23 protein-coding genes and 3 pseudogenes are annotated in these 25,083 nt (G+C 38.0%); 6 read left to right on the top strand and 20 right to left on the bottom strand.

Annotated features, from left to right (window positions below):
• The 4 genes and pseudogenes from ABN217_RS12670 to tet(H-J) all read right to left on the bottom strand — a co-directional run.
• Window positions 1-543: pseudogene (locus ABN217_RS12670) on the bottom strand (fimbrial biogenesis outer membrane usher protein); the annotation flags it as partial.
• 24 nt (window positions 544-567) lie between these two features.
• On the bottom strand, window positions 568-1,254 hold the full coding sequence (locus ABN217_RS12675; RefSeq protein ID WP_196554831.1) for an EcpB family pilus assembly chaperone: 687 nt from the start codon (window positions 1,252-1,254) through the stop codon (window positions 568-570).
• A 73-nt stretch (window positions 1,255-1,327) separates the two neighbouring features.
• Window positions 1,328-1,927: a common pilus major fimbrillin subunit EcpA gene (gene ecpA / locus ABN217_RS12680; RefSeq protein WP_196554830.1), complete on the bottom strand. Its 600-nt coding sequence runs from the start codon at window positions 1,925-1,927 to the stop codon at window positions 1,328-1,330.
• A gap of 958 nt (window positions 1,928-2,885) precedes the next feature.
• On the bottom strand, window positions 2,886-4,082 hold the full coding sequence (tet(H-J), locus tag ABN217_RS12685; protein WP_349459488.1) for a Tet(H)/Tet(J) family tetracycline efflux MFS transporter: 1,197 nt from the start codon (window positions 4,080-4,082) through the stop codon (window positions 2,886-2,888).
• 123 nt (window positions 4,083-4,205) lie between these two features.
• Here tet(H-J) and tetR(H) point away from each other — a divergent pair, with 123 nt between their 5' ends.
• The gene (tetR(H), locus tag ABN217_RS12690; RefSeq protein WP_197269882.1) at window positions 4,206-4,829 is read left to right on the top strand and encodes a tetracycline resistance transcriptional repressor TetR(H); all 624 of its coding nucleotides are present in this window, start codon (window positions 4,206-4,208) and stop codon (window positions 4,827-4,829) included.
• Window positions 4,830-4,831: 2 nt separating this feature from the next.
• Here the strand turns inward: tetR(H) and ABN217_RS12695 are convergent, their stop codons facing one another.
• Together ABN217_RS12695 and ABN217_RS12700 are read right to left on the bottom strand one after the other, a co-directional pair.
• Window positions 4,832-5,776, bottom strand: coding sequence for a diacylglycerol kinase catalytic domain-containing protein (locus ABN217_RS12695; protein WP_109409162.1), 945 nt, complete (start codon window positions 5,774-5,776; stop codon window positions 4,832-4,834).
• Window positions 5,776-6,795, bottom strand: a complete 1,020-nt coding sequence (locus ABN217_RS12700) for an SPFH domain-containing protein (RefSeq protein ID WP_109400006.1) — start codon at window positions 6,793-6,795, stop codon at window positions 5,776-5,778. The genes ABN217_RS12695 and ABN217_RS12700 overlap by 1 nt, the downstream gene beginning before the upstream one ends.
• Before the next feature lie 153 nt (window positions 6,796-6,948).
• On the opposite strand from ABN217_RS12700, the gene ABN217_RS12705 reads away from it, so the two are divergent.
• Window positions 6,949-7,662 (top strand): NUDIX hydrolase, encoded by a 714-nt coding sequence (locus tag ABN217_RS12705; RefSeq protein ID WP_196554866.1) that lies wholly within the window; start codon window positions 6,949-6,951, stop codon window positions 7,660-7,662.
• Window positions 7,663-7,691: 29 nt separating this feature from the next.
• Here the strand turns inward: ABN217_RS12705 and aes are convergent, their stop codons facing one another.
• From aes to ABN217_RS12770, 14 genes and pseudogenes are all read right to left on the bottom strand, one after another.
• On the bottom strand, window positions 7,692-8,660 hold the full coding sequence (aes, locus tag ABN217_RS12710) for an acetyl esterase (protein WP_349459489.1): 969 nt from the start codon (window positions 8,658-8,660) through the stop codon (window positions 7,692-7,694).
• A gap of 314 nt (window positions 8,661-8,974) precedes the next feature.
• Window positions 8,975-10,474 carry a helix-hairpin-helix domain-containing protein gene (locus ABN217_RS12715; protein ID WP_349439654.1) on the bottom strand — a complete coding sequence of 500 codons (1,500 nt, stop codon included), beginning with the start codon at window positions 10,472-10,474 and terminating at the stop codon, window positions 8,975-8,977.
• Window positions 10,475-10,501: 27 nt separating this feature from the next.
• Entirely contained in the window at window positions 10,502-12,001 is a 1,500-nt protein-coding gene (locus ABN217_RS12720; RefSeq protein ID WP_349439653.1) for a PP2C family serine/threonine-protein phosphatase, read from the bottom strand.
• On the bottom strand, window positions 12,001-13,041 hold the full coding sequence (locus ABN217_RS12725) for a TerY-C metal binding domain-containing protein (RefSeq protein WP_072068978.1): 1,041 nt from the start codon (window positions 13,039-13,041) through the stop codon (window positions 12,001-12,003). The genes ABN217_RS12720 and ABN217_RS12725 overlap by 1 nt, the downstream gene beginning before the upstream one ends.
• A gap of 106 nt (window positions 13,042-13,147) precedes the next feature.
• Window positions 13,148-13,786 carry a vWA domain-containing protein gene (locus ABN217_RS12730; protein WP_196554825.1) on the bottom strand — a complete coding sequence of 213 codons (639 nt, stop codon included), beginning with the start codon at window positions 13,784-13,786 and terminating at the stop codon, window positions 13,148-13,150.
• Window positions 13,786-14,427, bottom strand: coding sequence for a TerD family protein (locus tag ABN217_RS12735; RefSeq protein ID WP_196554824.1), 642 nt, complete (start codon window positions 14,425-14,427; stop codon window positions 13,786-13,788). The genes ABN217_RS12730 and ABN217_RS12735 overlap by 1 nt, the downstream gene beginning before the upstream one ends.
• A gap of 17 nt (window positions 14,428-14,444) precedes the next feature.
• The gene (locus ABN217_RS12740) at window positions 14,445-15,083 is read right to left on the bottom strand and encodes a vWA domain-containing protein (protein ID WP_072068976.1); all 639 of its coding nucleotides are present in this window, start codon (window positions 15,081-15,083) and stop codon (window positions 14,445-14,447) included.
• 506 nt (window positions 15,084-15,589) lie between these two features.
• Entirely contained in the window at window positions 15,590-16,087 is a 498-nt protein-coding gene (locus ABN217_RS12745) for a tellurium resistance protein TerW (RefSeq protein ID WP_196554823.1), read from the bottom strand.
• 305 nt (window positions 16,088-16,392) lie between these two features.
• Complete coding sequence (locus ABN217_RS12750; protein ID WP_115350188.1) at window positions 16,393-17,337, bottom strand: HpcH/HpaI aldolase/citrate lyase family protein; 945 nt, start codon at window positions 17,335-17,337, stop codon at window positions 16,393-16,395.
• Window positions 17,337-17,543, bottom strand: a pseudogene (locus ABN217_RS20670) (RNA-binding protein); the annotation flags it as partial. The pseudogene ABN217_RS20670 and the gene ABN217_RS12750, both read right to left, overlap by 1 nt.
• Before the next feature lie 125 nt (window positions 17,544-17,668).
• A pseudogene (locus ABN217_RS12755) lies at window positions 17,669-18,413 on the bottom strand (cysteine protease StiP domain-containing protein); the annotation flags it as partial.
• Between the two features lie 2 nt (window positions 18,414-18,415).
• Complete coding sequence (locus ABN217_RS12760; RefSeq protein WP_197269885.1) at window positions 18,416-19,186, bottom strand: HAD family hydrolase; 771 nt, start codon at window positions 19,184-19,186, stop codon at window positions 18,416-18,418.
• Window positions 19,179-20,315: a phosphoribosyltransferase domain-containing protein gene (locus ABN217_RS12765; RefSeq protein ID WP_349459491.1), complete on the bottom strand. Its 1,137-nt coding sequence runs from the start codon at window positions 20,313-20,315 to the stop codon at window positions 19,179-19,181. The genes ABN217_RS12760 and ABN217_RS12765 overlap by 8 nt, the downstream gene beginning before the upstream one ends.
• A gap of 14 nt (window positions 20,316-20,329) precedes the next feature.
• Window positions 20,330-21,397 carry an ATP-grasp domain-containing protein gene (locus ABN217_RS12770; protein WP_349459492.1) on the bottom strand — a complete coding sequence of 356 codons (1,068 nt, stop codon included), beginning with the start codon at window positions 21,395-21,397 and terminating at the stop codon, window positions 20,330-20,332.
• Between the two features lie 323 nt (window positions 21,398-21,720).
• Between ABN217_RS12770 and ABN217_RS12775 the strand changes: the two genes are divergently transcribed.
• Genes ABN217_RS12775 through ABN217_RS12790 form a run of 4 tightly spaced genes read left to right on the top strand, consistent with a single transcriptional unit; the run spans window position 21,721 to window position 25,033 of the window.
• Window positions 21,721-22,305: a TerD family protein gene (locus ABN217_RS12775; RefSeq protein ID WP_196554817.1), complete on the top strand. Its 585-nt coding sequence runs from the start codon at window positions 21,721-21,723 to the stop codon at window positions 22,303-22,305.
• On the top strand, window positions 22,305-23,477 hold the full coding sequence (locus ABN217_RS12780) for a TerD family protein (RefSeq protein ID WP_115350183.1): 1,173 nt from the start codon (window positions 22,305-22,307) through the stop codon (window positions 23,475-23,477). The genes ABN217_RS12775 and ABN217_RS12780 overlap by 1 nt, the downstream gene beginning before the upstream one ends.
• Before the next feature lie 25 nt (window positions 23,478-23,502).
• A complete protein-coding gene (locus ABN217_RS12785) occupies window positions 23,503-23,958 on the top strand; it encodes a tellurite resistance TerB family protein (protein WP_072070085.1) in 456 nt (151 codons plus the stop codon).
• Between the two features lie 34 nt (window positions 23,959-23,992).
• On the top strand, window positions 23,993-25,033 hold the full coding sequence (locus ABN217_RS12790; RefSeq protein ID WP_072070084.1) for a TerC/Alx family metal homeostasis membrane protein: 1,041 nt from the start codon (window positions 23,993-23,995) through the stop codon (window positions 25,031-25,033).
• Window positions 25,034-25,083 lie beyond the last annotated feature (50 nt).

A 25,083-nucleotide genomic window follows, 5' to 3' on the forward strand; every position in this document is an offset into this window, starting at 1 on the left:
TTGATTGTTATAGACACCTAAATCATAGGTGGTGACGGAGGAAAGATTATCAACAGTTGATTTTCCTAACATTTCCGAACGTGCTTTGACTTGTGTGGCAAGACCCGCCTCATTAACATCTAACGACATGATAAAGGTACTTAAATCAAAATTAAGTGTCGCATCCGGAGAAAGCGTTATCTTGTTATTTTGATCAAAAGGCTTATCTTTAAGTTCGTTTAATGATTGAACAAGCTGTTCATTGATAGAAGCCGTTTGTGTTTCACCTTCATCAAGTGTGGGAGTCACGGAGTTAATGGTAATTTTATTATCTTTAAGCACTACCAGTGCATCTGCAATTTTATTACGGCTTTGCTCTTCTAAAACGGATTGTTCGGAAAGATTGTAACGTAAATAGACTGGGATCGTCATACCTTCTTCTAATGCTGTGGCAAAGACACTAGGAATAATATAGTTACCTATCTTTAAATTGGCGGGTTGGCTATATGTATTCTCGGACAATAGGAACATAGCAATGCCTAGTGCCACCACAGATTTACGCACAATAGATCCTTATGAAATTAAAAATTAATTTACAATAATAAAATCGTCGTTATGCCAAATGCCGACAGTTGCTTTTTTACTTTGAACATCGACTTGTTTTAACTTGACGCCAAGACCTGGCATAACGTAGTAGCGTTCACTACAGCGGTTATTTTCATTTTTTGTCACAGCATCTGGCATGCAATCACCGGTGGCCACAGTGCGGAATGAACTATTCCCGGTGTTAAACACGACGCGCGCTTCTTTATCAAATTGGTAATCAAATTTTTCTTGGCGAGGAGCAACCACTAAAATGGTGCTTATCATGGCAGATGTCGTTGCCGTTGCAGCTTTTGCATTTTGCGTTGATCCTGTTTCAGTTACCGGATCGTCACGCCAGACTAAGCGATAGTAACGTTCTTGGTTATCACTAGGGCCTTTATAGAAAATTTTAAAACTTTCTTTAGTTTTGCCGGGTAAAATTAAGTTTGCTGGTGAGATCAAAATCTCGTTATTGACTAAAGGGAGCACTTTTCCATCTTCCAAAGGTGATGAAATGCGCTCAATAGATAATCCGACTAAACGAGCCTGATCGACATTATTTTCAATTTCTTTGGCAAGAATAGTTTGGTCAGATAGCATAGTTTCGGTAATAGCACCGACATGAATGGCTGCTGCGAATTGGCTATAAAAAATCAAAGGACTCAAACAGGCTAATATTATTTTTTTCATCATGGATCCTAGAAGGAAGAGCGAAAAATTCGCTCATCCTTTATTATTAAAAGACAATTTTTTGGATCATAGACTATGGTGTAGCAGTGAAGTCGCCTTCCCAAGTTGCAGTAAACTGAACTTTAACGTCGCCATCCCAGTAACCATCTGCTAATTCAGAGAATTTAGTTTCAGCACCAGCAACTTTTGCGGAAGCGATATTGAAGGCAAATTGGCTTTGGCCACTTACACGATCTTTACCGTTGTAAGCACCATCTTGTGCTAAGAAATCAAGACCTGCCGTTGTACCCGCTTTAACATCAACCATTGTGGTTTCTGTAGTGTCAGTTAATGCAGTGCCATTCCATTTAACACCAACAGTTAATTCGCTATCGTCAGATGCACGCGTTAATTTGTCAGAGATGATTTTTGATGTCAGTTTGAAATCAGTTGCACCTTGTTGACCTTGGATAGTGATGTCAAAAGCACCGTCTTGAGTATTAAACGCTTTAACACCTTCAGCGTAATTGAATGTTAATGATTTTAATGGTGTAACCACTAACATACTTTTAGTATCTTTGTATGCTTTAGCATCCCATGAAGCAACAGCACTTGCTTTACGAGTATCAGCTTGAGCAAGAGTCGTTGCACCCATAATAGCAACTGCAAGAACTGCTAATGTCAGTTTTTTCATATTGAAGTATCCTTTATTGATTATTTTCACAGCATAATATTTTTAAATAACAGCATTCAGTTATTTAGGTATTTGATTGTCTATTAGTTAAATGCTTATTTAAAATAAACTTTAAATATACTCATTTTAAATAAAACATATTTTTCTAATGGACCATATTTTGAAGTTTGTGAATATCTATTTTCTTTATATCTATTAATTAATATGCAAAAGAAATTATGAATCAAAAGCCAGAATATTCATTCTTTCTTTGATTACTTGTTTATTTACAAACTTGATTTAAGGACAATTTTACGAATAAAAATATTAAATTGGATAGGATTAATCTCATAGGGTTTTATGCTGAAAAAACAATTCATAAGTGTATTTTAACTAAGTTTGCGTATTTTTACTCTAAATGAGAGTTTTCTTCGATGATCAAATAAGAAATTTTATATGTTAATAACTAGTTAGTGTTATATAAAAAAACATTTTTTTACATTTATACACTTTTTTATACTAATATGTTTATTTATTAAGAAATAATTAAATGAAATGTGTCTTTTCTGGATTTGTTTTGGTGGTTTATACGAAAAATTACAGAATAGGAATAAAAAAATTAGAACTTTTTTTATTGCCCATCTAAAAAAGACTGGTCTATATTGATCTAAAACAATATATAATGGTTTTTACAAATAATTCTTATTTGAATAAAACTAAATCAATAAAAATATTATTTTGTTTTTATTGATTTAACGATAAAATAATGTAAATGAAAAGTAAAAAAATAATAAATTATTTGTGTCATTACTTGGGGTGTAGTTAAAAATAATCATCATAAGATAATTATGTAATCAAAATACTCTATTATGCAATCCTATACAAATTATAGTATTTATAATGAAGATAGATTATTAACTAAAAATAGAATTTTTTAATAAAGTTAATAGCTAAATTAATGATGTTTGTTATTTTAGTATTAAGGTGCTGAGATAACGGTTTTAGGTGCTGCTTTTCTTTGGTGAAAATAAGCAGTGATAAGCAACAAAGTATAAAATATTGCTCCCATCAACCATAACAAACCATCCCAATAAGCGATGCTATAGCTATAAATAAAGGCAAATAAGAGTGGGCCAATAATCCCTGTGATATTGGTTAAACTGACAAGCGTGCCTTGCAGTTTCCCTTGTGCATTATTATCGACAGATTTTGATAAATAGCCTTGTAAAGCAGGTTGTCCCATTCCTCCTGCCGCCAAGCAGATTAATGCAGGTAATATTACCCAAACTTGACCAATCCACGCTAATAATAAACAGCCCATCATATCAATAGACATACTGATCATTATAGTGGCTTTTTCGCCCCATTTCTGCGCTAATTTTCCAGCAACAACGGCTTGAAAGAAAATATGTAATATACCCAGAACAGCCAAAGACATACCGACCGATGTCGTATTCCAATCAAAACGGTGTTGTGTAAATAACACCCAAATTGTGGCAGGAATTTGACCGATAAGTTGGATGATAAAATAGGCTACCAGCCAAAAATAGAGGCTTTTTTTAATAAATCCCGTGATTGAGTTTGATGATATTTGAGTGCATGTATTTGTAACTCGCGTTTCTCTTTTTTGTGTTTCATAAAAAAACAGTAATGCGAGTATCAATAAGATCGAGTGTGAAATAGCCGCAAATATAAATGGAGTATGGGTAGTTATTTCACCTAATAATCCTCCTAACATTGGACCAATAATAAGACCAACACCGAAAGCACCACCTAAAAAACCAAAATAGCGAGTTCGATTTTTGGTAGGAGTCACATCACTCATGGCTGATGCACATACAGCACCGGTTGCACCAGTGATGCCTGCAATAATACGCCCAATGTAGAGCATCCAAAGAGTCGTTGAGAATGCCATTAAGAGGTAATCGAACGCTGCACCTAAAAGGGAGAATAGCAAGATAGGTTTTCTGCCGTATTTATCAGATAGTCGTCCTAAAATAGGTGCAAAAATAACCTGCATGGTAGCATAGAGCGCTAATAGCACACCGTAATGGGTCGCGAGCGAATTTTCACTGACAAATTCATTTAATAGCGTAGGGAGTACTGGCATGATAAGCCCAATGCCAATGGCATCTAATACGGTGATCAGCAGTATAATAATAATTGATTTATTCATTGAGATCCTAAAAAATCTATCAGTGATAGAGTGGGTGTAAAATATCTCTATCAGTGATAGAGTGGGTGTAAAATATCTCTATCAGTGATAGATTGTCAAGGCTATTTTATTTTGAGGTAGATAATGGCAAAGCTAGATAAAGAACAAGTTATTGATAATGCGTTGATTTTGCTTAATGAAGTGGGAATTGAGGGCCTAACAACGCGCAAGTTAGCGCAAAAAATAGGGGTAGAACAACCCACATTGTATTGGCATGTGAAGAATAAACGTGCGTTGTTAGATGCATTAGCAGAAACTATTTTGCAAAAACATCATCATCATGTTTTGCCATTACCTAATGAAACATGGCAGGATTTTTTGCGAAATAACGCAAAAAGCTTTCGCCAAGCCTTATTAATGTATCGAGATGGTGGCAAAATTCATGCAGGAACTCGCCCGTCTGAAAGCCAATTTGAAACATCAGAACAGCAATTACAGTTTTTATGTGATGCCGGATTTAGTTTATCTCAAGCCGTGTATGCGTTGAGTTCTATTGCACATTTTACATTAGGTTCAGTTCTTGAAACTCAAGAGCATCAAGAAAGCCAAAAAGAGCGTGAAAAAACAGAGCTCAATGCTATTCACTATCCGCCATTATTAACTCAAGCCGTTGCAATTATGGATAGTGATAATGGTGATGCTGCGTTTTTATTTGTCCTTGATGTAATGATTTCAGGACTTGAAACAGTGTTACACAACACTCAATAAATCTAAATCCGCTGACGTCCTTTTTGGCTAATTAATTGTCCTTGTATATCAGCGATACCAATATGCGCTATGCAGCCTGCATTAAACTGTAAATAGTCATCTTCGATGCCATCAGAAAAAATAACCCCATTTTCTGGCATTAAAGATTCTAATTGTAACGGTGAGTCAGGCTCAATAGTGCCAAAAGTTAATGCGACACCTGTTGTTCTGCTAGGAAATGGCTCTCTGACACTAAATTGTAGCTTTCGAACACCCCAGTCAAAACCTTGTAACAGAGGGTGCGAAGCTTCTCCAGTTATTGCCATTGCACCTGCAAGTATGGATTGAAACCACCCCGTTGATCCCAATCCTGTAGATACAATGATGCCTGATGAGGATTGTGCTTCTTGAGCGCCACTCCATTGCAAAATATACCGTGCAGAGGTGTGACTTTTAGGGCCAATAAATAAGTCATTAACGGCTAATAGTGATTGACCATCATTAGTTGTCGCTTGTGCGAAAGTGACTGTTTTAAAGGGCATTTTTTGATTAATGGTATTAATCACGGTCTCTTTTAATTGCCCTATTTCAAAGGGTAATAATTTACCATCCCATCTTGATGGATCTGGGTTTATTGCGATGATAGGCTGCCCGTTGAGATATTTCAGTGTATTAGCTACAAGCCCGTCTTGGCCAATTACCACCACAATATCGTGGGGTGAAAATTGATAGCTAGGTAATAAATTTCGTTCTAATAGCTGAAAGCGTCCTAGTGATTTTAAAATTAACTCCGCTTCTGTTAATTGTTTTTGATATAGATTGTGTTCGTTGAGGTAATCCTTTACCTCAACATTGTTATGTTCTAAATAAAACTTGGCTTGTGACCAAGTATTAAAGCGCTCGATCAATTCCTGTAAACGGCTTTTTCTCATCACTAACACGAAGCGAAAATCGTTGTTACGTTGCATTATTTACCGCCTTTTTTCATAAATTGGCTAAATAAGTCAGGAGTAATATTCAGTTCGCCTATTTTCCCTGAATTAAGCGCTAAGGTTTCAAATGCCATTGCCATTAACTGTTGCGAGTCCATTTTTGCTAGCGCCATGGCTTTTAAGTTTTCAACTGGCAATTCACGGTAAGCACGCATGGTGGCTTCGATGGCATAGGCGTCAGCTTCTGATTGTGTTCGTTGGTTTTCAGCACTTAATGCGACGAGTTCTTTGCGTTTTGCTTCAGCATTAACTTTGGCTTCAAGGCGCTCTTTTTCAATTTCTGCTTGTTCTCGTAATAATGTTCGTTCGTTTTCTAAACGCGCCTCTTCAATTTCTTGTCGTTTACGTTGAACGGATAAGTCAGTTTCTAATTCTGCTTCTTTAATGGTGCGCTCTTGTTCAACTGAGAATTTACGACGCGCATAAATTGCATCATCGGCTTCTTTCAGTAAGGATTCTCTTGCCTCGGCTTCTAGCGCTTTTAAGGTTTCTGGTGAGGGAGTGATTGCCGCAATAGAAACATCTAAAATGGCAATGCCTAATGCTTCTAATGATGAGTGTTCAATCAATTGTTCCATCACTAAAGTCACTAATGATTGGCTAAGTAATAACGCTTCTCTAAGTGGGGTACTTTGGATCTTTGCTTGAATTAAGGTTTGTGCAATACGTACAACGCGATCACTGAGTTTGAGTGGATCTTCAGAGGCATAAGACTTGCCGTTTTTACTCAAGTTAAAGTTGAGCACTTCTGCCGCTTTTTCAGGGGCTTTGACCTGAAATGAAATTTGTCCTTGGATGCGTAAACCCTGAAAGTCTGCGGTTTGAAAGTTAAAAATAAATGGCGCTTCTTGTGCATTTAAAGGTAAGGCCGCAATGGAGGTTGTGGCTGAGTTATACCAAAAACTCAAGCCTTTACCTTGTTGGCGGATTTTGCCATTAACGGATTTAATGATGAAGGTTGATGAGTCAGCTTTAAAATAATTTAAGTTAAACATAGTATTTCCTTATTAAGTGTCTTTATGACAATAATTGCATTGTGTCTTATGGACACTATTGTTGTCAACTAATTTAGTGTCTTTATGACAAAATTTGATTTTCTGCTGTTTAACCTTAAAATAGCCTTATCATTTCCTAATAAAGTTTACGCCATGAATGAACAAGATTTTTTAGCCAGTTATAACCGCCGTGATTTCCTATCACCACTGATCACTGTTGATGCTGTACTATTTACTTATCATGAAGAGCAGTTAAAAGTGTTGTTAGTGAAAAGAGGGGAACATCCTGAAAAAGGAAAATGGGGTTTACCCGGTGGATTTGTCGATGAAGTCCAAGATAAATGCCTTGAAGATACGGTGCTAAGAAAATTAAAAGAGAAAACAGGTGTGATCCCCCCTTATATTGAGCAACTCTGTTCAGTGGGAAATGATCAGCGTGATGCAAGAGGTTGGTCAGTGACGGTTTGTTATACCGCGTTAATGGCACATCAAGCGTGCGAGGCTCATATTGATACCGTGGATTCGGTAATGTGGTTACCGATTGATGAGGTTACACAACAAAGCTTAGCTTTTGATCATCAAGAATTAATTACACAAGCAAGAGAGCGTTTAAAGCAAAAATCACTTTATTCAATTGTACCCGGATTTGCATTACCCGAAGTGTTTACCTTGCCGGAGTTACAGCATGTTCATGAAATTTTAATTGGTAAAGAGATCCAGAAAAAATCATTTAGGCGACGCATTGAACAAGCGGATTTATTGATTGATACAGGAGAAAAACGGGCTGAAAGAGGGCGCCCCGCTAGTCTGTATCGACTTAAAGAGGCGTCTGCGGATTATCGGTTTCTTCGTAATCTTGAGTTTTAAAAAGCTACTTGTTTATAAAGCCAATTGTTTTACAAAGCGAGTTGTTTTACAAAATAGTGAGCGCCATCTCGAATGGCGTCATCTGCCACTTTCATCATACGTGAATAATGTAAAAAGGCATGTAATGTGCCGGAATACATTTTATATTCACAAGGTAATTGATGCGCTTCTAAGGTTTTAAATAGTGCCACGCTATCATCTATAAGTGGGTCGTATTGTGCGCTGGCGATAAAGCAAGGTGGAATATCTTGCGTTAAGTCGTTATTAAATAAGCAATAATAAGGTGCGTCACGACTGCCAAGGGCGGTTAAATACGCATTGTCATATTCTTCTAAATCTTGCTGGCGCAATCCATCCCATTCACCACCATAAAGGCGGCGACTGGTGGAATCACGTAAGCCATATAACCCATACCAAAGTAAAGCCGCACTCACTTTGCCACAGTGAATGTGTTTGTCACGTAACCATAATACAGTGGCAAGCGATAACATGGCACCAGCTGAGTCACCAGCAAAACCAATATGTTGAGTATTAATATCGTAGTGTTTTGCATTTTGATGATAATACCGACAAACCTGTGCGGATTCATCAATGGCTTGGGGATAGCGAGCTTCCGGTGACAGTGAATAATCTATGCCAATAACGGTACAACCGGTATAGCAGGCAAGCAGTCGCATAATGCGATCGTGGGTATCTAAATTTCCTAAAATAAACCCGCCACCATGCAGATAATAGAGAGTTGCGGGTGTTTTTTCTTTGGGATTATAAAGACGCGTTAATACATTCCCATAAGAAGTACTAACCGAAATATCTTTTACGTCAAACATTTTTGGTGCGTCAGCATTCCAATAACGCCTATCTTTATTATAAGCAAGGCGCATCGATGGATAGCCCTCATTGTCTGGCGCAGGTTGTGGATTATCTGCATAAAATTGCATAACTTGCTTCATCTCTGGCGAAATAAGTTCTAGAACATTGATTTTATTTTTAGTTTTCATTCATGCCTCCAATTATCACTGTGGGGTATTGTAAATAACGGGGCTTAATAAACTGAGATCTTGATATCCAATATTGAACGTTAGAGAAGCATTGAGGGGTTTTATGCTGAAAATGTGATTTTGTGTTGATATCAAATAAAAGGTGAGAATTTGATAAATTGCACAGTTTTTCTTAACTAAATGAAGGCTTAGAAATAAAAATGATTATTAGATTAAACTGGAGTCTGTAGAATAATATATATAAATAAGTTGGGAATTAAATCAATAAAAGAGAATAACCCTTTATTAATTAAATGGATTATTCTCTTACTTTATTAATTTGAGACTAATTGCACCACAACAAGTCGCCCGCCTTCTTCTGTTGATAATACAAATTGCAATCCATCAGTTAGGGCAATTTTATCACCAATCGCTATCTGTTTTTTCTCCGGCAATACCATTAATCCATCAATACGCTCATTAACAAGCCACCATGTTGAATTGTGATAAACAAAATAACCTACGCGTTTTTTTTGTTCATCCGTGGTGCGTTCATTGGGGGCAATAAGGCGATTCACATGCCAAGGAAATAGTGATTGATTACTCCAAACCATTAAACGGTGATCATCAGGTCTAAAACTACCAGCTTTACGTGAAGAATAGAGATTTAAAATCGGTAATTGCCCTTTATATGGCGTATGACAATAAGGACAAACTGGCTGGGTTTTTCCAGAAAAAACATACCATTGCTGTTCACAATCTTTATTCTGACAAGGCTGAACCAAATCTACCGTTTTGACTAAAGCAGTTTCCCATTCATCTGCGGTAGGTCGTTGTGAAGGTTCGTGTAATCCTGAAATAAAGGCTCTTTCAAAAAGAGGCGTCAGGTAAGGCCCCATAATAGTGTATGGGATTTTTTCAGGATCAGCCCAAGGTAGAGATGACGGTTTTATCTGATTAAGTTTTACCACATTGCTACGATCTGTTGGGTGTTCAATAAACAGCGCTTTTTCACCCATAGAGAGAGTTTCATCACGCATTTCATCGTCAAGATCGTGAATTTTACCGCCACGTAATGGATGGCGATAAAATAGATACATATAGATTAATACCGCAAGGGCGTGTCTATCAGTCGTGATACTTGGCAAGATACGGTTAGGATCTTCTTTCGGTAAATGGCTGGTTTTTACCACTTCTGGTGCAATAAAATCAGGTGTTCCGACAACATCAGGTGGATATTTTCCAGGCACTACTAAACCGTCAATGTCAATCACACATGCATGACCTTGCTCAGGATCGATAAGGACGTTTTTATAGCTTAAATCGCTATGACATAAGCCTGCCGCATGCATTCTGCGTACTGCACGAGAGAGCAATAAACAGACTTTTAGATAATTTAATAAATTGCCTCTTTCCCTAGGATCGAGAAATTTATTTTGGTTGTTGGCGCTTGCAAACCATTTACCTTCTTTTTCACGACCTTTTATGGCAAGAAAATCATTGTTTTTAGAGCCATATTTAAAGAAGAAGTGGGATTGATACGTCGGCACTACAATACCGATTTTGCCTTGATGTTCAACAACATCAGTTGGCCAGCAAAAAAGGTTTTTCCAGTATTCACCACCACTTTGCTCAAAGATATTATGACGATAAGAGCCTGTTATCATATCTATCCTATCTTTGGCTTGTGCGTTTTGTTTTGTCTTATAAAAGGCAACAACATAGGTTTTGTCAGGGGAAAAATAGACATCTTTCATTGAGCCAGAGCCAATAATTTCATTGACGTACTGAACTGTTTTTCCACTTTGCGTTGTACAGGTAATGATATCTGCCATGAAACTCACCTATTTTCTCTTTGATGATCACCAAGCCACAATTAGAGTGCGGTCATCGTGATTGCCTGCTGAAAAGAAATTTAGCCATTCGGCCAGTGTTTGATCAGCGGTTTCCGGTGAGGCTAAACAAGGCGATATTTCATCAATAAGCGCTGCCCATTTATTGGGATCTTGTAAGCCGTTATCTGTTTCAAACTTAGGATCAGACACACCGTCTGTCATTAATATCAGGTGTGAAATCTCACTCCATTTACCAATAATAATACGTCGATTAAATTCAATATCATTAAGCGCATTATCATCAAGAAAACGAGTTTGTCCTGCATATTCACCGCTATCAGGAATACCTAAAACACGGACTTTTCCAGCTGGTCCATAAGCTGCAATTGCACCATCACCCATCCAAAAGGCAGCTGCAAATAGCTCATCATTGATACGTAGAGTCACTGTTGCCAACAGTGTAGTTGAAAATGATTTTACGGGTTCATTAATGCGAATAGCTTCATTTTTTAGGTGATTAATTGCAAGCTGTGACGCATTGTGAAATAGCTTAGAAAAAAAGTTGCCTACTTGCCTTTTCTCACTCTCATCATCCCATTGGTGAATGGTGTTGAGATAAGGTGCTAATGCTGGATTTTTTTCAATGTTCAATTGTTCTTCAAGGTATTCACTGACAACTTTAGTGACAATACGTGAACCTTCACGAGAGTAGCGAGCACTACCTGCACCGTCAGCGACAATTAAAATATTCCATTGGCTTTGGCTATTGTGATGAATGTAAAAATCGTCATCACGAAATGTACCTGCATGTTCATGAGAGCGACCGCGACGACTTGCTCCTGCAATACGAATGTCGTCTTTAAGAATAAGTTTGCTATCAATATGTGCTTTAGGATAAAGGCTATCTGCAGGAGGTTCGTTAATTTGCCATAAGCTACGAGGATCAGGATTAATGATTAATAATACATCATTGTGGTAATGCGCTGAATTTACAGACCAGTTTATGGTTAGTGTGAAATTACCACTTTTTGTTGGTGTGCCAACTAAGCAACAACTTTCGGCATCAAAGGTTATGCCGAGATCTTCCTGAATATTCACGGACTCAATTTGTGCAGTATCAAGCGTATCTAATTCAATATTAATCGAAGAATTAAATTCGCTACCTACTTTGGCATTAGAAAGGGTAATTTTGGCTGTAGGGCGGTGAATAATCGGTTTTTCTATTGGCATTGGTGATGAGTGTGTTGGGATTTGCCCCGGTTTTAATGGGCTTTCTTTTGGTAATGATGCTTCGTCAGAGGTTAAATTGCGGGCTGGTGGCAATAACAGAAGAATAGATTGTACTTTATCTTGTGGTGTTATTTTTTTTGCCGTTGTTGCTTTTATTTTATCAATAATAAAATCAATATGTTGAGCGATTTCTGTGTCTTCGTATAACGCAATAATCAGCTCTTCATGTACAGGAATGCGTTGTGAAGTTAGCGTATCATCAATAATCAGTTTTGTGAGTAGGGCTTTTTTATCCATTAGCCTTTACCTCGAGTGACATCAAAGTCAGATTGATTGCTGTTATTTCCAAAGGTGATGCTGTTATCACACCATGGGCAAATAACTGTTTCAGGACCATTTACACAGAGTAATTTTCCACATTGACAAACAGCAAAGGCGGTGGCATTGCCACAATAGGGGCAACCAGGAGTGCCATGAAGTTCACTGGTATTCACTTGATATGCCGTAGCGCTGAGATCGCTCCATGCAAAGTAATCTTCGTTTAAGGTGTAACAGCCCGTTAAATTAAACCCATTAAGGTTTAGATTAAAATCGAGCCCAGAGGCTTTCATTGGTGGGCGTTCATATTTCATTAAATAAGGCGATCGAGTGTGGCTACAACGGCCGACAAATGTGACACAAGATTCATCATAGGCACGAGCTACATCATCTTTGGCAAGGCGAACAATTTGTTCGGTTTTGCTTAAAAGGGGAGGTGTTTCTTCGCCAACACTGCGACTGTGAGAAACCACCGACATCGTTATCCATTTTATAAAACGGGTGAAATCGCCTTCTTGTGCTTCAGTAAATAACAGCACATTTTCAGTTAATTGTGATAGCGCGTGTAAGTCAGCACTTAAGCCTAATCCAATCGCAATTAAGTTAACTTTATTAGCGTAGTGGGCTTTCCAGCGTTTAATTTCTTGTGCGTAATCATCAGTTGGTCTGCCGTCAGTAAGGAGGTAAACAACAGGTTTCCAATCACCTTTTTGCTCAAGCGTGGTTTTTCTAACTTGAGTATCAATTTGGTGAGTAAGTTCTCGTAACGCACTGCCTAGTGATGTGCCACCACCAAGAGGAAGCTGAGGGGGATAAAAAGAGACAACTTCAGTGAGTGGAACAATGGTTTTCGCAACGCCAGCAAAGGCAATGACAGAAACCCAAGCAGTTTCAAGAGCGTGAGGATCTCGTCTGAGATCGCTAATAATAGTCGTAAGACCGTCATTCATCTTTTTTAGGTTTTCACCTATCATCGATTCTGAGCAATCTAAAACAAAGAAAATAGGTAGCCTTCTCATTGTTATACCTTATCACTTTATAGTGGCTGTTATATATTTGTGATGGATAAACCAAAGCCTAAATAAAATAAAAGCAAAGCCTGTTTTAGCGCTTTGCTTTTGTGGATCACAGTACCAACTGAATTTCAGGCGGCGGTGGCGGTAGTGTATCTTTATCAGTATTAATGCCTGCACTGGAACTACCGGATGCTACACTCGCAGAGACCCATTTGAAAAAGCCTGAGAAGGCGTTGGAGTCTAATGTTTCTAATGCTACCACTTGAGATGTGAGCTCTTTAAGGTGATCATGTTTGGCTTTTGGACCAACTGCACAGGCGATGATCGAACCAAATGAGCGTTTTTTCACTTCTTTAATGGCTTCACCATAAGCGTAAGTATCAGAAGGGGTACCATCTGTCATTAAGAAGACCAGCGGACGCCAGTCACCTTTTTGATCACCATCAGAGCGTTTAATATCACGATCAACACACTTGATTAAACATTCAAGAGCCGCACCAGTAAATGTGCCACCAGAGCTAGGAACGGTAATATCAGTGAACTGGAAATCTTCTAATGCCGTTAAGGGAATAAACTCACGTGCTTCATTATCATAAGTGATAATAGAGATATGTACGCTTTCTAATGCGTAGGGATCTTGTCTCAATGCATTTAGCATTGTTTGTATTCCTACGTTAACGGCATGAATAGATTCACCTCTCATTGATCCTGATGTATCAATAAGTAGGTAAACAGGAAGTCTTCTCATTAGGTAAAGTCCTTTAAGTAAGAAACAAAACTATCTGAACTTGAAGGCTCACCAATAGCGTTAAGTTTCCAGCCATTTTCTTCTCTGACTAATTCAGCAAATAACATCGAGCGTTGATTATTGAAGGCTTCGCCTCCTGATAAATCAAAACGAGCCATTTCTACATTTTTGGCATCAACGGCGCGGATAAAGGCATTCTGTACTTTACCAAAGTGTTGTTGTAGCTCACGCCCATTGTAAATCTGAACAATAAAGACGATTTTGGTAAATTTAGGATCTAGGGTATTTAATTTTGCGATGATCTGTTCATCATCTCCATCACCAGCGCCTGTACGGTTATCACCTGTTAACCAAATCTGTCCAGATTTATGTTTAAGGCTATTAAAGAAAATAATATCACCATTAACAAGAGAAGGTTGTCCGCCTTCAATTTTACCCAGATCATTGACCTTGCCGTTTTCACCACATAAAAAGGCGATAACATCTAAATCGTATTCTTCACTTTTCTTACCAAAAAGTCCGCCCAAAAATCCACGTTTCTCTTCGTTAATATCCCAACCTAAACCGATAGTGACAGAGGAAAGGTCATATTCATTTTTCTTTAAACTAACGCCTTGTCCTTTTTTTAAACTCACTGACATATTCATTCCTTTTTTATTTAAAGTACAACGTTAACCTCAGGAGGAGGTGGTGGTAAGTCATCAAGATCACTAATATCTTTCTTGGTTAAATCGACTTTTTGACTACCGACAGAAATACTGGCTGAAACCCACTTAAAGAATGACTTTATCGTGTTAGAATCCGCCGTATCTAGCCGTAATACAATCTCAGTAATATTTTTTAGTACATCCGTTTGTGCAGATTGTCCTGCTGCGCAGGCAATCACAACACCAGTACGGGCAGCTTTAAATTTCTCAACGCCTTTTTTCCAATCGTCAGTTGGTGCGCCATCAGTCATTACAAAAACAAGCGGGCGCCAATCACCTTTAGTTTCAGCAGTTGTTTTTTGCACTTCATTTTCAATTCGATCAGAAACTAATGTGAGTGCCTCACCTAATGCCGTAGTTCCACTTGCGACTAAATCAGGCACGCTAAAGTTAATTAAATCAGTGAGTGGAACAATTTGTTGTGCGGTTGAATTAAAGGTGATGATAGAAATATAGGCGGTTTCTAATGCGTAAGGATCTTGGCGTAATGTTGATAAGAGCATTTCAACGCCATTCTTTACTGCTGCAATAGGTTCGCCATACATAGAACCCGATGTATCAAGTAAAAGGTAAACTGGCAATCTTCTCATGCATTTATCCTGTTAGTGAGGTAGGAATAAGCGGTTAATATACTAACCGACTGATGAACGTGTTGAATTGAGATTATGCTTAGTTTAATTAAATTAGGAAAAAAACGCAGTGATGATTGTCCAATATTATTAATCTGAAAGAAGATCGCATAAAAAGTAAAATAAAAGAGAAATTAACCCATATTCACCCTTATTTTGAGTGGTTGACGGGCATTTATTATCAAAGATGTTTTTATTGATTACTCTTAATTGGAGTGATGTAAAAAGAAGAGCTAATAAAGAGTAGGTATAAATACTCTTTATTTATATAACATCAAGTAATTAAATAAAAAAATAAGTAAATTCAATTAATTATGTTTGTGTTAATTTGGTTTTTAAAATAATTAAAAGTAAAGCTACAATTTATTAAATATATTATTATTGAATAAGTGATTTTATGTATTTAATTCTTTGTTGATTATATAAATAACTTGATACTAATGTATCAAGTTATTTATTAATATATATTATGATTTTTTTAAACCATCTTTTTCTTTTTCAGCTAATTCAGCAAGTGTTGATTGAATTAAATTTTCAATATAATGGTCAACCAATAATTCAACCGCTTCGCTGCGTGTGGAATTATTTAAATAAGATAATCTATCAATTTTGCGTAATGCTGACATTTTTAATGAAAGTGAAACCGATTTTTTCTTATCTTTATCGAGATAAACTCGGCTTGTCATTCCATTATGGCGAAGATCTTCACTGGCTGATAGTGCCTCACGCATACGGCGTAATGCTTTATTATCAAGTTGACCACGCTCGGTCATTTGATAAGCTCGAGACGCTTTACTGTACTTTATTTCAGCGTCATAAGAATCTCTTATCTCTTTTAAGACGCGAGTTAACGTTGGCTCCGAGCATTCAAGAGCAGAAATAATCTTAATGGTTGGAACCTTTTTTCCCGAGCTTAAAAGGATTGCCAGTGTAAAGACTCTGACCTGACGAGTGCTTAATTGCATGCTTAGTTACCACTTATTCTGTCATTCGTGTGTTAAAATATTCAGCTTTAAATTTTATTATTCTTGTTCTTATACATTATTTACAAGTATCAGAAACATTAAAATTATAAATAAAATAAGCGTCCTATTAAATGTAGTATAAAATAATATTTCAAATGAAAAAAATGACTTTTTAAATAAAAAGTCGGTTTTGTTTTTATAAGTTCTAGCTAAAGATAACATGTTTTAACTAGAAACTTATAAATCAAAATCAAGATAAGATAATTATTTTATCTTATTGAGTTCATCACCTGCTATAGAGTATTTTATGTTGCATTAAAACGTTGAGCATTATTTTGTTGGTTAGGAATAATGCCATAAATTTTAGCTCTGGTTAAAATACTCAATGCCCAGCGACGATGTGTTGCAGGTTCACACATCGCACCTTGTGATTTAAAGACAGCTTGCGTTGAATTTAAGATGCGTAAAGCATCTGAGTGATCTGATTGAGATACCATGAGAGCTTGTTCAATCTTGTGAATTTGCTTTGGATGTATCGCCGTTTTACCCACAAGACCATTGGCAATATCAAGAGCAAGCTCTTTATCCATAATATGGTGATCATCAATATGCTCACAAACGGGGGCTGTAAGTGCAAACTGACGAGCACCAAATACAGCAACTAGCATTTTTATGACATAACCCATTGGGCCATCATAAAGTGTTAACTGGCGATTACGTCTTAGCGAAATCACATTCATTAAGTCATTACCACCAATACGTAATGCGATAATTCTGTTATGACAAGGGTGAGTCAGTAGGTGGTTTGCAAGCTCTGTCATTTGAATAACATCAAACACCTCTTCGGTTTCAAGAGTTGGCATCATACATAAATGCGTATTCTCAATAATATTCCACCAAATAGGTAAACAAGCTTGAGTAAATTTAGGCAGCACAAGACCGTCAATAGCACTGACATCAAGTGTTTCTGTGATCCATCGACCCATTTCCGTGTGGCGAGGGCGAATAAATAGCAAAGGCCAATGGCTACAATCATGGTTCTTTTTATGCTCTGCCAACTTAGTTAATAACGTAGCCAAATTTTCTAATGCAACAGGAATATCAGCATCGCTAACCGCATCTTCTAAACAGATAATTAAAGAGCGTAAGCCTTCAATTTTCTGATCGATAACCGTTGTCGCAATATCTGTTCGAGTTGCTGGCATATAAAGGGTTGCCCCTAAATTCCATGGGGATAATCGTTCAATCATTATTTCACCTTTTTAATGATAGTCACTGCACGATATTGACCAAGCGCTTGCCCTGCTTCAATAACAGCAATATTTTTTTCTTGCGCAAGATAAACCAGTAATGCCACATCAGGATCAGTTATCTCTCTCACAAGAACATGGTCAGGTACACGGCGTAAAACAGCGCGTGTGGCTTCGGCAATACCGGGTTTTATACGATTGATATTTGAAATATCATATTTTTTTGCAAGTGAACTAACGACGTTTTCGCTCAGCTTTTTTAAATCTGATTGTTGTTCTTTAAATGTGGCATGTGGGATATCGTTTTTAATCAAGTAATCAATATTTTTTCCAACAATATCAACAAGATATCGACTGCATTCATATTGTTTTAAATGTTGGCAATCGACAAAACCATGAAAACCTTTTTCTGTCCAAATTGAACGTGAAATTAATCCAGAAACGGGAGCACCCATGATCCCAAAGGGGATAAGCCAATCTTCATCACTGGCACTTAACCATGCGCAACCACAAGGATCTGCAAGGACGACAAGGCGTGGCTGTGGGGGGTAGCCTTCGCGTCCAGTTAATGAGCGAATTAACTCACCTGTAATAGCACCTTTTCCCGTCCAACCATCAACAAAAACAATTCCTTCTGTGCCGTGATGTTGTTCAATCCATGAAAGTGCTTCGCTATCAATACCTCTATCTCGAATAATGCTTATTCCATAGTGATAAGAGGTTTTCCCCATTTTGCGCAATGTTTGTTGCAACATCACACCTAGAGGAACACCCGCACGGACAAGGCTTGTCAGAATAATCGGGGTATCACCAAAGCGTTCAATAAGGGATTTTGCCAGCATAATGACTTCAGTTGCTAAGCGTGTCGCACCGGTTTCTAGTGCTTTTTCAAAGAGATCAAGATGCCATGTTGTAGGTTCTGGCTCTTGGCTTAGCATGTCAGAATAGTGGCGTTTACCTGATTGTATTAGCTCTTCTTTTAACTCAACAGGCGTCATTTCAATATTGACGGGTTGAAGTAGAAAATCGACATCACCTGATACATAAGATCCTGAAAACGGTTTATGATCCATCATGTTTATTCTCCAAAAATTTTTGTGTTGATCGCATCAGCGAATTGGCTTTGGCGAGGAAGCCCATACCAATTGCATAATTTCATAAAGCGATGATCACTTAGGCTATCGCCTAAACCAATAACAGGAAAAACGCCACGTTCTGCTTTTAATTTATTAAGCAAATAGGTGACAGCTTTGCCTTTCTCAATAGGCTCAGGTAACCAAGCAATATTGTTACTGTTGCGATGAATATAAAAACCTTCGGTTGAGAATGTTTTTTCTATCTCATCACCAATGGTGTATAGCTCTTCTAGTCGAGTACTATCGTTATGCTTCATCACTAAATAAATAGGCAAATCACCATATTCATAGTTAATTCGTGCCCAGCCATCAATATGTCGTTCCGCCATTAATTGCGTAATTGATTGTTGTAGTGTAAGTAAACGTTGTGTATATGGCGTTAAGCTTCGGGTGATATGGTTTTGCCACTGGGCATCAGCTATACCCTCAGGGGTTAATACCACAGCACCATGTGTGGTAATTGCCCATGAGTGAAAAGGGATTGTGACTCGGCTTATTTCCTCTGTACCACGCGCAGTAACAGGAATTAAGTCAGCATGTTCTAGCATCCAATCTACCAGCATGGCTTGTTCTTGCGTCATAAAGCTACGAGGCTCTAAACTTCTATCCAATGCCCCGGTTTTATAGGGTTCAAGCGCTAACTCATCGACCATTTTACGACGTGTTTGAAATAAGGTGTCGTCGAGATCAGTTAAAATAACAGGCTTAGTCATAACTGATTACCTCAATAATAGGGGCAACTTTATTGAGGGCTTCAATCAGTTGGTGGTCAATACTTTCGGCTGGTGTTTCACAACAAAGCAAAATGCGATCAAATTGTTGATGAGCCACGTTATAGACGAAGTTAGGAATACCTAAACCATAATTATCAGTAAATGTAATCGCTGATTGAATGGCAAAATTGGTTGAAATAGGTGAACGGGTTGTCGAGCTATATTTTACGATAGCACCTTGTTTTTCAAGACGTTCAGCAAGTAAGAACGGTTCCCAGACAAATTCTCCCGATCCTAAAACAAGGATCTTTTCACCCAAAGAAGCATTGATGGATAAGCCTAGATCACTTGCCGGCGTTGTCATCCCTAATCGACCCCAGCTCTGTTTACCAGTGATCGCAACTTGCCCTGATGCAGTAATATTAACATTAGGCATAACAGGTAAAGGCGCGTTTGGATCGGCGTCCCATAGCCATTCACCTTGAACTAAAGAGAGAGTCTTAATCGGTAATGGGGAGCGCTCAGCAATAGAATCACCACTCCAATCAGTTAAGGTTACAGCGATAACCTGCTGAACATGCGTTAATCCACCTTCTTCACGTAGTGCTGAAAGCAGGTTAATAAAGGTATTACCCGTAGTGGCTTCATCATCAATTAATACAACAGTTCTTGCTTGTTGTACCCACTGGCGTTGCTCTGCTGTTTTAGGCAAATAGAGTAAGTGATCGGTCGCATGGCTGTGATTTTCTTTAAACTCACATAGCAATTCACCTTGATCAACAGGATGACGTGTTGATGTTAAATAAATCGCTTGTTGATAGCGGCTTCTCACCTCATCAAAAATACCAGCTCCTAAACCTACGGCGGTTTCTGCCATACCAATAAACAAAATAGGGCCTTCGAGTGAAGGTGGAAATTGCTTGGCAAGTTTTTGGTAGGTTTCACGCATTTTTTTCGGTGAAACTGGAATATGACGACCTAATACCTTACTGACAAATAAAAATGCACGCTTAGGATTGCGTCTTTCTGCAATATCAAATAATTCATCAAGTAACTCAATAGGGCAATTTGGTGTCACGCTCAATGTGCCACAACTAAGTTGGCGACGATAAACTAAAGAGTCACTCATGCTATTTTTCATTATTAATTATTATCCGTACTGATTAAGTTTGTTAACGCTGAATTGAAAACAATAGAATCGGTGATTGAGCGTATTTTTGTTGGTGCAAAATGGCTATTTTGAGCTTGAGCTTCTTCAATACTCATCAATCCCAATTGGCGTAAAGCAAAAATACCAGCAAGGTGGATACCGCAATGTTTGGTATAACCAATGCCACCCGAAGGGCGCATATTAATTTCAAGTAATAATGGACGGCCTTGATGGTTATTTCGAGTTTGCACATTAACAAGACCATCTGCTTTCATGGCTGTGGCGCAGGCTTTGCCTAATTGATAGGCTTCACCTGAAGTTTCTAGATGCTGGATTGCTCCCTCTTTGCGACGAGCGACGCCAGCAATGACATTGCCTTGTTCAACAACCATATCAACAGAGTATTCTGGGCCAGGCAAATAAGGCATGAGCACTAATGGCTCAAAGTGTTCAACCGTTTTTAATGCATCAACATATTGTTGTGGATTAACTTGGCGATTTTCTGGGTGATTAAACAGTGCCATAGGCGAAACTTGATTATCAAAGCGCCAAAAACCCATTCCATAAATGCCTTTTACTGGCTTAATGCATAAAGGGATCTCACCAAAAGGTGGATTTTTAATTTGTTTTTCTAATTCAATGATTGAATCAATGTAAATAGAAGGCACAACAGGAAGACCGCATTGTTCCATAGCTTGTGCAAATGCGACTTTATCATCCGCTAACTGAAGCTGTTTCAGTTCAGTTGCACCTGTGGTTAATTTTACCCCTAATGATTCAATTTCATGACGATGAGATTCAAACCATGCGCTATTACGGCCTGTATGAATAACGCGAACTTGATACTTTTTGACGATATCGGCAATAAAGTTTAAACGTAATGACTCATCTTGAGGCTCATAAAAAGCACCATCAGCAAGCGATAAAATCTCATTTCGAGTATGGCGATGAGAAGCAAGCACGACAATATCTTGTTGTTGCTGTTTTGCAAAGTCTTTAACACTTTGAATTATATCGCGTTGTGATGATAAACCTTCCATAAACCAAATCGTATTGTTCATTACGCTGTATACCGTGAAATAAAAGTGTAGGGTTCAAGTCCTATAATCATGAAGATTTCGAAGAACTGTGTCAATCATAATATGATTTATTTGATTTTAGCTTAAATTAGACTAACCAATAACGTTATTATTATGTTTTTTTTGTATTTTATAATTTATTTTTTATAAAAATATTTTTAATATCAATATGTTGACAAAACTTTAAATTTGGATGGTGAAAATAGTCTTGCTCATGTACTTCATCATGATATGATGATTTTCACAATATGGATTTAATCACAAATGGCATTATTGTTTCACTCTACCTCTGAAGGAATTTAATTATGGTTTCATTAAGCAAGAATCAAACAGTTTCTCTCAGTAAACAATCACCTACACTGAGCCATTTAATGTTTGGTTTGGGCTGGGATCCAATTAAGAAAAAAGGATTATTAGGTGGTCTTTTTGGTGGTGGTGGTTCTATTGATTTAGATGCAAGTTGCGTTTTACTTGACGCAAATGGCAATCAAATCGATACCATTTGGTTTCGTAAATTAAAATCAAGTTGTCAGTCAGTAGTTCATTCTGGTGATAACTTAACAGGAGACGGTGATGGCGATGATGAAACCATTTTCGTTGATTTAGGCCGTTTACCAACAAATGTTGAATACTTGGTTTTCACTGTAAACAGTTTCCGTGGACAAACATTTAATGAAGTTGAAAATGCATTCTGTCGTGTTGTTGATAAAACAACAAATAAAGAATTAGTGCGTTATACCTTAGCAGAACAGGGTTCTCATACTGGTATTGTGATTGCTTCTTTACAACGTAATCATGGTCAGTGGGATTTCACTGCATTTGGTGCCCCTTGTAAAGGTCGCGTGATTAACGACATGATGCCCGATATCGTGGCTACGGTGGTACGCTAATGAATATGACACCAGGTGGTAATGTTCCTGTTCCTAATCAAACGCTTATTGTTAGGGTTCAATCAGGGGCACCGGTTGATGCCTCCGCTTTTAGACTTTATGCATCAGGCAAAGTTAATGGCGACGCCGATATGGTGTTTTATGGACAAGCAGCGAGTGATGATCGCACGGTTATTTATGCAACAGCAGGAAATAGCACTTCTTTTACCGTAGATTTAACACGTTTACGTCCTGATGTTGAAAAAATTGCGTTTACAGCAACCTGTGATGGTCAGCAAACTATCGCTAATTTGCAACGATTATCCATTCAGGTTGATGCGAATAACGAAGTGGTAGCAAATGGAAATGTTGAAATTAATGGCCGCTCAGAAGCGGCATTAATTTTAGGCGAATTATATCGGCGTAATGGTAGTTGGAAATTTCGTTTTATCGCCCAAGGGTTCAATGGGGGGTTAAAACCGTTAGCTGAACATTTTGGTGTTGATATTGCAGATCCTGAACCCACTCCTGTGCCACCTACAATGCCTAAACCCGCGCCAACCCCAGCACCTAATACAGTGAATTTAAGTAAGGTTTCTTTAACGAAAGAGAAGCCAGCTATTAGCCTAACGAAGAAAGATGATTTCGGTAAAATTCGAATTAATCTTAATTGGCATCGTGAAAGCAATAATAGTAATTCAGGATTATTAGGTGGATTATTTGGTGGTAAGAAAGGCATTGATTTAGATATTGGTGCTTTTGTTGAACTACAAGATGGTTATAAGTCTGTTATTCAAGCATTAGGAAATGGCTTTGGTGATTTTAACCACGCGCCTTATGTTGAATTACAAGGTGACGATAGAACAGGCGATGTTGCTGGTGGTGAGTGGATCTTTGTGAATGGACGCGAGTGGAAATCACTAAAACAAGTGCTGATTTTCGCGTTTATTTATGAGGGCGTACCTAATTGGAGTAAAACAGATGGTGTTGTCACCATTCATGTTCCTGATCAACCCCCTATTGAAACTCGTTTAACTGAAGGTAACAATGGTCGTGGTATGTGTGCGATTGCACGGCTAGTGAATGAGAACGGTTCAATAAAAGTGGAACGTCTCAATGAGTTTTTTAAAGGCCACCGTGATATGGATAATGCCTACGGGTGGGGATTTCGCTGGACAGCGGGTTCTAAGTGATCAAATTGATATAAGGAAAAGTAACATGAGTTTTTTCAATAAATTAAAAGAAGGTTTTAATACGGGCCGTTCTGAGTTAGCAAAGCAAGTTGGTCGCTTTAAAAACAAAAAATTTATGCAAGGAACTGTGGCTGTCTGTGCGCGTATTGCCATCGCCAGTGACGGAGTGAGTTCTGAAGAAAAACAGAAGATGCTGGGTTTTTTAAAGGCATCAGATGAACTTAAAGTATTTGATACCTCAGAGGTGATTGAATTCTTTAATAAGCTAATTACAAGTTTCGACTTTGACGCTGAAATCGGTAAAGGTGAAACGATGAAGTATATTCTGGCAATGAAAGATCAGCCAGAAGCTGCGCAATTAGCTATTCGTGTTGGTATCGCTGTTGCGAAAAGTGATGGTGATTTTGACAATGATGAAAAAGAGGCTGTGCGTGCTATTGCCATTGCATTAGGCTTTGAGCCCGCAGAATTTGGTTTGTAATTAATTTAAGATAGGGAACCGTTCAGGAATTATTATGGTATCCACACATATTGGTTTTCCGACAGAAACTGTCATTGTCTTTGTAGTACTTGCGATTGGCGCTATTTTTATCGACTTATTCATGCATCGCGCTGATAAGCCGATAACGTTAAAGAATGCCATATTTTGGTCTATATTCTGGATTGCTATTGCTATGGCATTCGCAGGATTCCTTTATATTCACCATGGTGCTGAAGTTGCGAGCTTATTCGTAACGGGTTATGCGCTAGAGAAAGTACTTTCCGTTGATAACTTGTTTGTCATGATGGCGATTTTCTCTTGGTTTTCCGTGCCAGACCGCTTCCGCCACCGCGTTCTTTATTGGGGTATTATCGGTGCTATCGTTTTCCGTGGGATCTTTGTTGCCATCGGTACAGGACTGCTAAGTTTAGGACCATATGTTGAGATAGTATTTGCCTTAATCGTTGCTTGGACGGCAGTTATGATGCTGAAAAGCGGTGATGATAGTGAAGAAATCGAAGACTATTCACAACATCTTGCTTATCGCTTAGTTAAACGATTTTTCCCTATATGGCCAAAAATCACAGGACACGCTTTCTTATTAACACAAAAAGAAGTGGATGTTGAATTAGCGAAACCTGAAAACAAAGATGTCACTATCGGTCGTGGTACAAAAGCTGCGTTATATGCAACCCCACTTATGTTGTGTGTTGCTGTTGTAGAGCTTTCTGATGTGATGTTTGCTTTCGACTCTGTTCCCGCTATTATCGCTGTAAGCCGTGAACCCCTGATTGTCTATAGTGCAATGATGTTCGCAATCTTAGGCCTACGTACGCTTTACTTCGTATTAGAAGCGTTAAAACAGTATCTCGTTTACCTTGAAAAAGCGGTTATTGTGTTACTGTTCTTTATTGCCGTAAAACTGGGTCTCAATGCAACAGACCACATTTGGCAGCATGGATACAGTATTTCCGCGACAACTAGCCTATTTGTTGTGCTGGGGGTTCTTGCTCTGGGAATTATTGCAAGCTTTGTGTTTCCTGAGAAAAAAGATAATGAAGGTAAGTCAGAATAATTAATATTCTTGAGAAATCAGAATATCAAAAAACTAAATTAAAGAGGTTA

This window comes from Proteus sp. fly-1067 (assembly GCF_040139345.1).
GTDB classification, from domain to species: domain Bacteria; phylum Pseudomonadota; class Gammaproteobacteria; order Enterobacterales; family Enterobacteriaceae; genus Proteus; species Proteus vulgaris_B.

What these genes read in the sequence shown, in the direction of transcription:
- ABN217_RS12750 (WP_115350188.1), bottom strand. Translation starts at nt 17,337, where the DNA reads ATGATTGAACGATTATCCCCATGGAATTTAGGGGCAACCCTTTATATG.
- ABN217_RS12730 (WP_196554825.1), bottom strand. Translation starts at nt 13,786, where the DNA reads ATGAGAAGACTTCCTGTTTACCTACTTATTGATACATCAGGATCAATG.
- ABN217_RS12705 (WP_196554866.1), top strand. Translation starts at nt 6,949, where the DNA reads ATGAATGAACAAGATTTTTTAGCCAGTTATAACCGCCGTGATTTCCTA.
- ABN217_RS12770 (WP_349459492.1), bottom strand. Translation starts at nt 21,397, where the DNA reads ATGAACAATACGATTTGGTTTATGGAAGGTTTATCATCACAACGCGAT.
- ABN217_RS12720 (WP_349439653.1), bottom strand. Translation starts at nt 12,001, where the DNA reads ATGGATAAAAAAGCCCTACTCACAAAACTGATTATTGATGATACGCTA.
- ecpA (WP_196554830.1), bottom strand. Translation starts at nt 1,927, where the DNA reads ATGAAAAAACTGACATTAGCAGTTCTTGCAGTTGCTATTATGGGTGCA.
- ABN217_RS12785 (WP_072070085.1), top strand. Translation starts at nt 23,503, where the DNA reads ATGAGTTTTTTCAATAAATTAAAAGAAGGTTTTAATACGGGCCGTTCT.
- ABN217_RS12780 (WP_115350183.1), top strand. Translation starts at nt 22,305, where the DNA reads ATGAATATGACACCAGGTGGTAATGTTCCTGTTCCTAATCAAACGCTT.
- ABN217_RS12775 (WP_196554817.1), top strand. Translation starts at nt 21,721, where the DNA reads ATGGTTTCATTAAGCAAGAATCAAACAGTTTCTCTCAGTAAACAATCA.
- ABN217_RS12700 (WP_109400006.1), bottom strand. Translation starts at nt 6,795, where the DNA reads ATGTTTAACTTAAATTATTTTAAAGCTGACTCATCAACCTTCATCATT.
- ABN217_RS12675 (WP_196554831.1), bottom strand. Translation starts at nt 1,254, where the DNA reads ATGAAAAAAATAATATTAGCCTGTTTGAGTCCTTTGATTTTTTATAGC.
- ABN217_RS12735 (WP_196554824.1), bottom strand. Translation starts at nt 14,427, where the DNA reads ATGTCAGTGAGTTTAAAAAAAGGACAAGGCGTTAGTTTAAAGAAAAAT.
- ABN217_RS12725 (WP_072068978.1), bottom strand. Translation starts at nt 13,041, where the DNA reads ATGAGAAGGCTACCTATTTTCTTTGTTTTAGATTGCTCAGAATCGATG.
- ABN217_RS12790 (WP_072070084.1), top strand. Translation starts at nt 23,993, where the DNA reads ATGGTATCCACACATATTGGTTTTCCGACAGAAACTGTCATTGTCTTT.
- ABN217_RS12740 (WP_072068976.1), bottom strand. Translation starts at nt 15,083, where the DNA reads ATGAGAAGATTGCCAGTTTACCTTTTACTTGATACATCGGGTTCTATG.
- ABN217_RS12765 (WP_349459491.1), bottom strand. Translation starts at nt 20,315, where the DNA reads ATGAGTGACTCTTTAGTTTATCGTCGCCAACTTAGTTGTGGCACATTG.
- ABN217_RS12695 (WP_109409162.1), bottom strand. Translation starts at nt 5,776, where the DNA reads ATGCAACGTAACAACGATTTTCGCTTCGTGTTAGTGATGAGAAAAAGC.
- aes (WP_349459489.1), bottom strand. Translation starts at nt 8,660, where the DNA reads ATGAAAACTAAAAATAAAATCAATGTTCTAGAACTTATTTCGCCAGAG.
- ABN217_RS12715 (WP_349439654.1), bottom strand. Translation starts at nt 10,474, where the DNA reads ATGGCAGATATCATTACCTGTACAACGCAAAGTGGAAAAACAGTTCAG.
- ABN217_RS12745 (WP_196554823.1), bottom strand. Translation starts at nt 16,087, where the DNA reads ATGCAATTAAGCACTCGTCAGGTCAGAGTCTTTACACTGGCAATCCTT.
- ABN217_RS12760 (WP_197269885.1), bottom strand. Translation starts at nt 19,186, where the DNA reads ATGACTAAGCCTGTTATTTTAACTGATCTCGACGACACCTTATTTCAA.